The sequence below is a fragment of the Candidatus Hinthialibacter antarcticus genome (assembly GCA_030765645.1).
Taxonomy (GTDB): domain Bacteria; phylum Hinthialibacterota; class Hinthialibacteria; order Hinthialibacterales; family Hinthialibacteraceae; genus Hinthialibacter; species Hinthialibacter antarcticus.
Genome location: JAVCCE010000003.1, coordinates 64,986 through 76,213, shown reverse-complemented (window position 1 = coordinate 76,213; position 11,228 = coordinate 64,986). Strand labels below are relative to the sequence as shown.

The window sequence follows — 11,228 nt, the reverse complement described above, 5'->3', positions numbered from 1 at the left end:
TGCGTTTTTTTGACGCTTTTTCGTAAATTCTTGATCTTTCGCTGTATCAGGCATGGGTACAACTCTGCTTGCTTCAGTGCGGGCTTTCAAGCCCTTATGCACAGGCGCTCCCAGAGTTCCACCCATGCCTGATTGGTTTGTCAATTTTTGAAATACCGGAGCCTGTTTCTGAATAAATATCATGACCATCCATCAATGTACGTACTCACTTACCAGATGAACCAGTTTTATTCATTAATTCTGAGGCAAGATCAATTCGCTGCAACGCCAATAATGCGCCGACGCCAATCTCCATAGAATCCGGGCTTGCGAAAACGGGCGAAATATTAAGGTTCCATAGAGCGTTGCTTTGCGCACCGGTCGCCGCCGCAAACATTGAGTGTTTTACCGACGCATCAATCTTCGCCGCCGCCGCGCCCGCCAGCACAGCATGAAGCCCGTCGAATAGAATCGCCGTTCCATGCGACCCGGCCTGCAAGACAGCGCCCGCCGCCGCCAGAAGTTCCGCATTGCCAATCTGCGCTAACGCCGCAACGGGATTGCCTTGATGCGCTTCGAGCGTAGAGCGCATGATCTCACCGTTTTCCAGATTAAATTTTCCAGAAGCGAAGCAAGCCGCCGCATCATTCAACGGGGTGTCGCTCAACAAGTTGAATAGCGCCGCCGCCTGTTCGACCGGGTACTGATTGATTGCAATGAGAAGTAGTTTGGCTCCATCTCTCATCGCGTTCGCCGCGGCGATGGAACCCGCTCTCATCATGTCGCGCGCTCTCGGGATTCGCGTTTTTAGATCAACGCTTTCGATTGCACGAAGCGGGACGGACTCAAACGGCGCACTTAAGTTATTGCTCAATTGATCGCAAACAACGCTTAGCGCAATCTGTGTTTCGTCCGCAGAAAAATATAAACCCTGCCGGGGCGCCGCACTCGGATGATGCGCTCCCTGCGCCATACATAAGCGCACAGCCAATTCATCCAAGCCGCCCAATGCGCGCGGCGCGGGCGCGATGCGTTGCCAATAAGCGCGAGCGGCTGTTTCGATATGCCCGGCGTCATGTGAATGCGAGTGAGAATGTCCGTGGTCATGTTCGCCATGATGATGGTGATGGTGCGCCATGTTGAACCGCCTTATAACAAGAATACGCTATTATCGGCAATTCAAAACGCGATGGCTAGCGTAAGCGCTGCACAGCGCGAAGGTGGATGTCTCCGCCAAGCGTAAGTTCAAACTCTCCGTTCCAAACGCTGTTGGGTTCATCCTCCGGGACAACGCGATGCGGGAACGGGACCGCGCGTTCGAGGTCGAAATCCCCCACATCAATATGAAGGCTGCGCACCAACCAGACGCCGCCGTCTTTAGACTCTTCCACATTCTGTTCGCCTCCGCCCGCAGCGCCCGCGTCGAGCGCCGCGTAGTTGTAAGCAAAACGCATAAACCGCCAGCGCGGAACTTGATGACCGGAAAAGGTAGACGGCTCGCAAGTGGAATACGCTTCAATAGACTCATTATATTTTCGTTTCAGCGCAGGGTCATATAAATTGGGTTCCTGGCAATAACCTTGGTCAACCAGCGCCAATGGAACGCCGCTCCAATAGCCATTGGCGGCAGGCCCGCAGCCCCATGCGGTCTGGTCGGGCCGGGGGACGGAGTCGGCAAGCCCGTCCGCGAGCGGATAGGCGTTATGGTCGATGCGGTAAGATTGCAGCGCCGTGCTGAGAATTCGCAGATTGTGTTGGGCGCCTGCAGCGTCGGTTTTTTCTAACGCCAAGTGGTAATTGTTGATGGCAATCGCAGAAAGGATACCGATCATTGCGACGACAACGAGTAACTCAATCAGGGTAAAGCCCTGTTTGTGGATTGCGTCTGTCCGCACAACCTCACCTCATGTGGGCCAAATGTTCGCATAGATCGAAAAGAGGAAAATCGAGAAAACGGCGCCTTCTCCCCGGTCGGCGAAACGGTTTGGCGAAATGTGAAAGGCAGGTCTTCTGGCTCCCAGGCGCGTCTGGCTTGCTCCTACTCCCTCGCCTTCTCATTCCAGTCTGGAACAATGGCGGTTGAGGTTTCGTTCCTGGTTACAGCGGCGGGACCGCGCCGGTTTCACACCGGCTTCCCTTTTCATCCACCTGCGGCGGACGCCTTTCGGTCTGTTCGTTATTCTATGATGCGGCGCATCCCAGTCAAGCAGACAGGCGTTGCGCTCTCGACCCGTTAATCAATCGTCACTCGATTCCGGCCATTCTCTTTTGATTGATACAGCAACTCATCCGCGCGTTTGGTCAGAGTCTCAATGGTATCGGCTTCACGGGCAATCGTAGCGCCAGCAGAGACCGTAACCGCAAGAAGTTTGTCTTCAGATCGTAAACTTGTTTTTTCAATGAGCAGACGAAAACGGTCCGCCCAACTCATAAGCGCTTTTGAATTGATATTGGGAACAATGGCGAGAAACTCTTCGCCGCCCCAGCGCCCGATCACATCATAAGCGCGCGCATTTCGCTGAAAGGTTTCACTTACTTTACATAAAACATTGTCGCCCATTTTATGACCATATTGATCATTGAATTTCTTAAAATGGTCGATATCAAACATGACAACGCCCAGACTCCATTGATTACGCTGCCATTCTTCAAAACGGCTGAACAATGTTTTATCTAAAAAGTTCCGGTTTGGCAGTTGAGTCAAAAAGTCGAGGTAGGCTTCGTTTTCAAGCGCTTTAATCCGCTCCATCGCTTCCATATAGGTTGTCGAATCGGTAAACAATTCAACGGCGCCGATCACTTTTCCATCGTCGTCGCATAATGGATTCGCTCTGACTTTTACGGGAACGCGATGCCCGTTTTTGTGATGCAAAAACACATCGGCTTCACGGTATTTCTGGTCTTCAATACAATAAGCCAGCGGGCATTTGCCATGACAAAGTTGGGTACCTTCCCCATCAACGTGATTCAATAAATTATCAAAACACTTCGACCCGATGACTTCATCCGACATAAATCCGGTAATCCGTTCGGCGCCTTTGTTCCAGTATGTGATTTGGCGGTCGCAATCCACAAAATACACGCCGTCGGCAATGTTATCCATCACGTTTTTAAAGAAATGAGTGTCGTAGTTCATTGTGCGTTCCAATCTGATTGATTACTATTCACGCTCTTTACGTTCTGCATTGTATTTATTCCGCAAATCACGATAGGCTTTGCGCGCCCGCTCGACCCGCTTCATTAATTCGGGCCCTTGTTGAACGTATTGCATAAGTAGAAAGTTGCCTGATTCGCGCTCAAAACGACTCTTGTATTCCTCGAGCATGTCTTCGACTTCTTGCAGACTTTCCATTCGTTCATCCAGCAAGCGCTCAGTCTCATCAATATTCCAGAAGCGCAAATTGTTCTTTTTCACATAGATCGGCGTGGTGTGCGCTTGCGAGCCGTCGCTGCCTTTGGCGCGGGCCGCGATCCAAAACCCGTCTTTGGCGGGAAGCGAAAATTTCACATGTATTTCTTCCTGGTTCTTTTGCACAGGCTCAATGCGTTTAATGACCTCGCCTTGTGAAACGATTTCGAGTTCGGTCGGCGTAAAGCGGCCTTTTCCGCCCCACACCCGCGCCTCGACTTTCACCTCATCGCTATTTTTCACGATGATTTCTTCTCCAGGGCGTTTTCCATTCACCGTGAATTCGATCATCGGGCCGTTAGTGACAAACGTACGCCCCGCTTTGACTGCATCAAACCACGCGTCAGCAGAAAATTGTTGTTGCCCCAAATACGCATACATTCGCACTTCGCCGACGGTCCCGCCCCAGGGCACGTCAGAGCCAGCGGCGGCGGTGAGTTTGTAGCCCAGGTTGAGAAAATCATAATACAGGCCGGTCCCCATTTGGTTGAACTGCATGATCTCAATGAAATCGACGGAACCATCAGGGACAAACAAACTCATGCCGCGATGGACATGAAACATCTCGAACAAGACATGACAGAAACCAGACAGCCCGCCCTGTTGATCAACTTGGTTGAAGACCCAATCGTAGAGAAAATACTTATTGGTATCGCGCACCATTGATGTCGTATTCATGTGAATGGTGTGGCCGAGTTCTTCATGGGTGCGCGGGCATTCCTGCCCCGGCGATAAGATAAAGTCATCCACTTTGATCCGATACTCTTTGCCCCAGCCGCGCTGCTCAAACCATGTGCGGTAGACGTCGCCCATTTTGACGATGTTTGCGATATGAATGTCCTCCGCCTGCACCCAGGCTTGCAACCGCTGCGCATCCAGATTACTGACCATGCGACCGTGGACATGCTCGTCGCCTGAGTACCAGCCTTGTTTTCGCATATCCACCCAGCGCTTGGGGCGGTAGGTTTTTTCAACCGTCTTTCCAGGTGCAATCGTAAACGTATTGCGAACCGGAACATGCTCTACGCCCCGGCGAACCATGACCTGCCACTCGCCCGGCGGCAAGCGCATCTCAAACGGACCGGGGACGCACCAATAAGGCCCTTCCAGTCCGCCCGGCAGTTGCGCCATGCGGCGTCCAGACGGCGAACCCTGGCTGTCCATCTGGGGCGCGAATTCGAGACCATTGCTGGGGCGGCGGTCGCGTCCATTCGCCATCCACACCAGACGCACCATCGCCGGGACTGGCTTGCCTGTGTCATCGCCCAATACTTGAAAACGCAACAACCCAGCGGGCGGCGTTTTAAGTTTGATCCATGACAATAAGTGCGGAGAGCCATCGCGCTCAAATTGCACTGACACGGTAATCTCATCGGCGGGAACGTCAAACAACGAAATCAATATCCACGTAACGCCTTGAGAGGCGATGTTGAATTTCCATAAACGGTTTTCGGGAAACTCGCCGTATTGCTGTGAATGAACAACGAAGCGCTCCCCGTCTCCACCCGCATCAACGCGTACCAGAAACGCGCCCTCATCGCCCGGCAACTGGACGGCTTCCGCATCCAATTTCTTGATTGCTCCATTTTCAATCGAAAAGCGCGCGACCATTTTGGTGGACTCAAGGCATGTCAACATCTGCTTAACGGCGTCTTGCACTTGCGCGTTCCATTCAGATTTATTCGCCTCATCTGCATTTTTTTCTTGCTCGACCAAACGGCGCAATTGGCGGTTGATTTCATCCAGTTGAGTCCGTTCCGGCTCATTGAATAAATACGAATGGTTCTGTACCAACTCACCGCAAAACGACGCCGCGCCTGAGACGGATACGGCTGCGCTGCACGGCGTGATAAATACAAACATCAATAGACAGGAGAACAAAATCCATTGCAATACAAATCGCATATTTGACGTACTTGTTCTTAGCATCATGGTTTTTCTCCCGCAAAATGGTCTTTGGTTAGAGCCAGCGTAAAGACGCGTGACGCGCTGCCAACATCAGGCGACGCGATACGCAACGGCAACGGCCCCGACATTGCGCCGCTTGCTGTCGCATCGCGAAGCGGCGCGCCGGATATCGCAGTCGCACTCAACACGCATACGGCAGGCGTCTGCGGCATAAACGAATCGTCGATCCGCAAGGTATTCACATTATCAATTGGCGGCGTCTGTGAGAAAAATGAGAACTCGCATACAAACATCGTTTGGTTAACTTGATCGTTTCCGAATTCATCGAATGCAGGGTCATACAACACGACCATGTTTAATGGCTCATCATTGACTTGAAGCGTCAACCATTCGTGTTGATTGGCGATGCGTCCTAAAAACGCCTCATACTCATCCGTGGTAAGCGTCTTGTCGTGGTTTTCGTCAATCCGGCGACGCACCGCTAAGGCTTCTTTTTGATGAAAGGTAAACCGGACGGTCGCATCAATATAATTTGGCGACAACACTATTGAAACGTGGTGTTCTACATAATCGGGAAACGGCGGGTGGGCGATCACGTTTAGCGCCAATATCCCCACCAGTATAAACGCAGCAAATACGAATAAAAAACAGACTTTGTTCATGCTGACTTCCCATCTCAAAATGAATTACAACCCTGCGTGGAAATTCTACCAAAATATCAGTATGATACAATCACAAACAATCTGGGAGTTTCATAATAAAAAAAGAATAGGGATGGCATCAATCCAATGTTGAGAAATCTATTGATTATCAGTTTGTGCGTTTTGACAACGACTGCGTGGGCGGACTGGCCGCAGTTTCGCGGCCCCAATCAAGACGGCATCGTTCCGACGCCTGAAGGCAAAGACAAAATCGGCCTGCCTACAACATGGAGCGAGACAGAAAACGTCGTATGGAAAACGCCGATCCACGATCATGGTTGGTCTTCGCCCGTGATTTTGGGGAACCAGATTTGGCTAACCTCCGCGACGGAAGACGGCAAAAACATGTATGTCTTCTGCATCGACAAAGAGAGCGGCAAGGTGCTGTTCGATAAGTTGCTGTTTACCGTCGACTCGCCCCGCCCGCTGGGCAACGACGTCAATACATACGCCTCTTGCACCGCCGCCATTGAAGGGGGACGGGTGTATGTTCACTTCGGCAGTTACGGCACGGCGGCCATTGATACAAAATCATTTGAGACCTTATGGGAACAACGCGACCTGCCTTGCAATCACTACCGCGGCCCGGCGTCTTCCGTCGTCATCTATAATGATCTTATCATCCTCACCTTTGACGGCGCCGACCTGCAATATCAAGCGGCGTTGAACAAAAATACCGGCAAGATCGTATGGAAAACCGACCGCACGACCAAATTTCTCGACATTGATATTGACGGAAATCCCAAGCGCGAAGGCGATTTCCGCAAGGCGTTCAGTACGCCGCTGGTTCGCGAAATCAATGGCTCGCCGCAGATGTGGATATCCGCATCATACGGCTCGTTTTCTTATGACCCCCGCAACGGCAAAGAGTTGTGGAAGATCGACCACGGCTCGTACTCAAACGCCTCGATGGCGATGTTTGGGCACGGCTTGGTCTATCTCATCACCGGGCGCGGCAACGCCGACCTGATGGGCGTCAAACCCGACGGCGAAGTGGTTTGGCGATATGACAAAGCCATCCCCAGCATGGTGTCGCCGCTGTTGATTGGCGAACAGATTTATATGATAAACAATGGCGGCGTGGCGACTTGCGTCAACGCCTTGAACGGCGAAGAAGTGTGGCGCGAGCGCCTGGGCGGCGAGTTTTACGCGTCGCCAATCTATGGCGACGGCGTGATTTATAGCTTCGCGACCGACGGGACAGCGAAGTTGTACAAGCCCGGCGAAGCGCTTTCCGTATTCGCAGAAAATAAACTCGACAATGGTTTTATGGCGACGCCCGCCGTGGACGGCAAAGCGCTTTATCTTCGCACCACCAAAGACCTCTATCGCATTGAGAAGCAATAGGTTCTTTCAGTATTGATAAAAATGACGGCCCCCGCCGCAAGCAAACAGCGGGGTATCAAATCGACTATTGAGAACCCATCTTAAACTCATTTCGCTTGAGGTGGGAATACGGACTGTCAACAGTAGAGCAGCCAGTTCTGGCGTGTGTGTATCTCTGTGAGCGCCTGTGAATGCCTACGTCTTGCACGGAGACGTTCAATAGCATCAATAACAGCGGCATTTAGCGCTGAACAATTTGGACCAAGTTATTTTCTGGATCGAAAAACGAACGCACCCGCCCACCGCCAAGCGCGTCGCCTTCTTCACCAAACCACTCGACTCCCCGTTCGTCTAACCATTTGAGCGCTTCATCAAAACTGGAAACTCGAAAGGCCAAATGAGAAAGCCCGGGCGTGTGGTTTTGACGCTCCGCGCGTGGATCGTCGTTTGCTGACATGATTTCTAAAAATGTACCGTCGGGCGCCTTCAATAAAAACGCCGGGTCGGCGTTTTGGGCCGCAACCGTATACCCCAGCATCTCACAATACCATTTCGATAATGCCGCGCTATTTTTGGCGGCGATGGCTGGGTGGTCAAATCCTGAGAAGCAATTCATGCAAGTCTCCTGTTTTTTATGCCGTAGCAATTGTTGCGTTTATTTAAATGAATCTCCCACAGGAATAAAAGCGATGGATGTCTGGATCGAATAGTTGCATGTACAGCCAGAACTCGCTTCAGGCATCAATAACACGCCGCCTGCTGCGATGACATTAATCCAACACCCGGTACGGTTGGCGGAGCTGATGCGTTGCTGACCGTCATTGTCCGCCAGGTCTTGAATCATCGGGTTGCTGTTGCGGTAATAAACACAGTACGCCGAACCGGATATCGTCCCGCAACCGCCGCGACTGTTCGGCATACTCCACCGCTTCTCGTCGCCCGGCGGCGAATAGGGTTCGCCCGTTTTTAGTTTATACGCAAGCGGCTCCGCAACGATTACGTCATCCATCAACACCGGGTGATGCACCTGTTCGGCATGATCGCCGCCGATTCCAGGCCGCGAGTTCGCATGATCGCGTCGCCACAATAATTCGCCGTTCGCCGCGTCAAACGCATAGACATAATACCAAACAGAATTTTTTTCTTTTCGATTGCCGGAACCAACAATCGTCACGACGCCATTTGATGCGCTTAAATAAAACACATGCTCGCAATCGGTCAAATCAACGGGCTGTTCCCAAACCGGCTTGCCTGTCTTGATGTCAAGCGCGACCAGATAGGCGTCGCGCTTCAGTAATGTTTTAAGCGGCAACCGGGAGCGGTCCGACAGCAGCGCTTCGGGATTTCGGCTTTCGACGAAATAGAGAAAACCGCCGTCCGCCGCAATTGAGATATTGGGGATTAGCCCATTTTGATACGTCCATTTTGTCTCGCCGGTATTCGCATCCAGCGCGAACAAATACTGCGCCAAGGGCAATGGGCGAAACTGATTGTATTGCTCGACAACCTCCGCGCGGCTCAGTTCGGTGCGCGCCGCTTCGGCTTCCTGCGCGCTGCCCAACACGGCGCCGTCCGTCAGCGCCAAATACCCCCAATGAAGCGGCCTATCGCCGATTCGAGGCATGGACAACGCCGATTGTTCATCGCCGGATTGCGTATCAAAACGCAAACACTCGTCTTTCGATAACAGAAACACCGCTTCATCCGACATGGCCAGATTGCCTGCGTCATAGGGGATGCCGACCCGCCGCGTATTGGGGACGCGGCGCTCCCAAATCATGGCGCCGTTGTAAGCGTCAAACGCCGTTAAAACCTCGTTGCCGTAAAGCAGACTGGTTCCATTCAGTGATAACGGCGGGGTTCCACGGTGATGGCGGTCGATAAGTTGCTGGGGGCCGGGACGCCCGAACCACTGCACTTGCATTTGACCGCGAATGCGTTGGTCGCCGCTGTTGGCGCTATTGCCAGGCGTGGAAAACGGGTGAGTCCACTGGCCTTCGCCGGGAAGCCCGCCGCGTTTGATGAACAACCAGCCGCCGGATGTATGAGCGTCATCCACAACAAAATCACGGGAAAGCGCTTTGATGCGCTGAACAAACGCATCGTCTACAAAGTCACTCTTCACCGCAAGTACGCCGCCATGAGGGCGCAGCATTCGCATGACATCCTGCAAGCCTTCATCCTGTTTCAAGACTAAAGGGTCGTCACAAACGATCAGGTTAAAGACATAATCCGTAAAAGGCAGCGGCCCGGAATTCACAAGATGGACTGAAATACGTCGTCCATAATCACCGCGTTGGAAAAATGATTTTCGAATGTCTTGTACTCTTACTTCATCTCGGTCGATTCCAGCAAGATGAAAATTAGACCCATCCCGCATGGCGTCAGCCCAAGCGGGAAAGTCATCAGCTAAGATTAGCGCATAGCCTTGATCGCGATTGAGCGATTGCATGATGGTTTTCGTATCGTTAAAAACCGGCGAAGTTTTTTGTTGATGAATCGTGAATTCTGGCGAAGCAACTATTTGTTTGTTGCCGCTCTGAGCGCCAAACGTATAGATGGCGCCCTTGTCTGTACTCACAAACAACTGTCCATCGGCAACGGACAGTCCATAAGCGCGGCCTTGAATGTTCGCTTTCCAAATGTGTTTGCCGTCAGAAATTCGGTAGGCAACGACGACGCCGTCGCCGCCCGCAATCAGCGCATCCCCCGCTAAAATCAAATCCTCAGTCTGCTCGCAGGGAACGTCCCATAACACGCATTGTGTAAGTCCACGCTCTATATTGGAGAGCGTCTCTTTTAATTTGCGGATTTGCGTTTGCAATGCGTCGAGATTTTCTTTTTCCGTCTCTGCATTGAGTGCTTTAACCGCCTCCGCCAGTTTTCGTTGTTCTTGATTGAGCGAATCCTTTTGTGCGTTCAAGTCGCGATACCGGACGCGGTCTAACGCGCTGAGGCGATCATCGGTTTGCATAAATGAATGGGTTGCGGTAACCAAAATACGGCGGCCCGCAAATGACGTGATCCAGTCGCGACTTTCGGATGAGGCTTCGTCGATGCTGCCAGCGCGTCCCGGCCCGTAATACAAGCGGTCATCGGTCAACAACGCATAGGCGCCGCCGCTGCCGCCCAGCGAATATAAATACTCACCATTGGCGCGATCAAACACCGCAGGCGTAGAGCGTCCGGTTGGAACATAAAGGCGAGTCGCCGACGCCAACATGAAACCTTGCGGTGATATCGACAGCGGTTGTTTCCAGCGTTCTTCACCGCTCACAGCGTCGAGAGCGCAAAGAAAGGCGCCGTCTTCTGGGAACAATCCCGCTGCGAAATAAAGCGTATTCTCTTCGATCACAACGCCTGTCCGAATCGCCCACGGAGAAATCAAACGTTGATTGCCGGGCAAGGTCCGCGCTTTTTGTTCCGCGAAATAACGCCACATCAATTTGCCGGAGGCTGCGTCCAAACAATAGACGGCGCCATCGTCGCAGCCAAAATACACGCGCCCGTTGTTCACTGTCGGCGAAAGGCGAACAGGGCCGCCCGCAATGTATATCCACTCTTCTTCGCCTGTTTTGGCGTCGAGGCACACCACGCTGTCATCCGCAGACGAAGCGTAATAAAGGCGCCCGTCAACAATGGAAGCATGATAGGCGCGGTCGAAGGTCATGCGCGGCGGAACGTCTTCAATTCGTTGCCAATAGTCGCGCGGGTTTGGACCGTCCCAAGCGCGTTCCGGTGACTGACGCGCCTGATATATCCATGCCGCCTGCAAGGGAAACGGAAGCGATTCTGCCGTTACGCCGCTGCGGTTAAAATCACGCCGATAGGTCGGCCAATCGTCCGCAGTAGCGTTCGTACATAAAATACCTAGAAGAAAATACAGAGCGAATTGTCTCATTGCT

The 11,228-nt window shown here is 52.4% G+C and carries 9 protein-coding genes and 1 riboswitch; of the genes, 1 reads left to right on the top strand and 8 read right to left on the bottom strand.

Translation table 11 applies throughout. From position 1 onward, the window contains the following. The 6 genes from P9L94_00895 to P9L94_00870 form a co-directional block, all read right to left on the bottom strand. The coding region (locus P9L94_00895; GenBank protein MDP8242608.1) for a hypothetical protein at positions 1–183 on the bottom strand (183 nt) is incomplete at its 3' end. Between the two features lie 22 nt (positions 184–205). Further along, the gene (locus tag P9L94_00890) at positions 206–1,117 is read right to left on the bottom strand and encodes a nicotinate-nucleotide--dimethylbenzimidazole phosphoribosyltransferase (protein ID MDP8242607.1); all 912 of its coding nucleotides are present in this window, start codon (positions 1,115–1,117) and stop codon (positions 206–208) included. 55 nt (positions 1,118–1,172) lie between these two features. Then, complete coding sequence (locus tag P9L94_00885; protein ID MDP8242606.1) at positions 1,173–1,874, bottom strand: prepilin-type N-terminal cleavage/methylation domain-containing protein; 702 nt, start codon at positions 1,872–1,874, stop codon at positions 1,173–1,175. Between the two features lie 87 nt (positions 1,875–1,961). Next, positions 1,962–2,159, bottom strand: a riboswitch (cobalamin riboswitch). A 53-nt stretch (positions 2,160–2,212) separates the two neighbouring features. Next, on the bottom strand, positions 2,213–3,115 hold the full coding sequence (locus P9L94_00880; GenBank protein MDP8242605.1) for a diguanylate cyclase: 903 nt from the start codon (positions 3,113–3,115) through the stop codon (positions 2,213–2,215). A 24-nt stretch (positions 3,116–3,139) separates the two neighbouring features. Further along, positions 3,140–5,320: a CehA/McbA family metallohydrolase gene (locus tag P9L94_00875; GenBank protein ID MDP8242604.1), complete on the bottom strand. Its 2,181-nt coding sequence runs from the start codon at positions 5,318–5,320 to the stop codon at positions 3,140–3,142. Continuing rightward, positions 5,317–5,958: a hypothetical protein gene (locus P9L94_00870; protein ID MDP8242603.1), complete on the bottom strand. Its 642-nt coding sequence runs from the start codon at positions 5,956–5,958 to the stop codon at positions 5,317–5,319. Before P9L94_00870 ends, P9L94_00875 begins: the two co-directional genes overlap by 4 nt. 126 nt (positions 5,959–6,084) lie before the next feature. Here P9L94_00870 and P9L94_00865 point away from each other — a divergent pair, with 126 nt between their 5' ends. Beyond that, entirely contained in the window at positions 6,085–7,344 is a 1,260-nt protein-coding gene (locus P9L94_00865) for a PQQ-binding-like beta-propeller repeat protein (GenBank protein MDP8242602.1), read from the top strand. Between the two features lie 220 nt (positions 7,345–7,564). On the opposite strand, the gene P9L94_00860 is transcribed toward P9L94_00865, so the two are convergent. Both P9L94_00860 and P9L94_00855 read right to left on the bottom strand, forming a co-directional pair. Next, entirely contained in the window at positions 7,565–7,939 is a 375-nt protein-coding gene (locus tag P9L94_00860) for a VOC family protein (protein MDP8242601.1), read from the bottom strand. A 39-nt stretch (positions 7,940–7,978) separates the two neighbouring features. Continuing rightward, a complete protein-coding gene (locus P9L94_00855) occupies positions 7,979–11,224 on the bottom strand; it encodes a PQQ-binding-like beta-propeller repeat protein (GenBank protein ID MDP8242600.1) in 3,246 nt (1,081 codons plus the stop codon). Between the last annotated feature and the right edge of the window lie 4 nt (positions 11,225–11,228).

Coding starts and splice junctions, on each gene's coding strand:
- P9L94_00875 (MDP8242604.1), bottom strand. CDS start 5,320: ATGATGCTAAGAACAAGTACGTCAAATATGCGATTTGTATTGCAATGG.
- P9L94_00855 (MDP8242600.1), bottom strand. CDS start 11,224: ATGAGACAATTCGCTCTGTATTTTCTTCTAGGTATTTTATGTACGAAC.
- P9L94_00865 (MDP8242602.1), top strand. CDS start 6,085: ATGTTGAGAAATCTATTGATTATCAGTTTGTGCGTTTTGACAACGACT.
- P9L94_00870 (MDP8242603.1), bottom strand. CDS start 5,958: ATGAACAAAGTCTGTTTTTTATTCGTATTTGCTGCGTTTATACTGGTG.
- P9L94_00880 (MDP8242605.1), bottom strand. CDS start 3,115: ATGAACTACGACACTCATTTCTTTAAAAACGTGATGGATAACATTGCC.
- P9L94_00860 (MDP8242601.1), bottom strand. CDS start 7,939: ATGAATTGCTTCTCAGGATTTGACCACCCAGCCATCGCCGCCAAAAAT.
- P9L94_00890 (MDP8242607.1), bottom strand. CDS start 1,117: ATGGCGCACCATCACCATCATCATGGCGAACATGACCACGGACATTCT.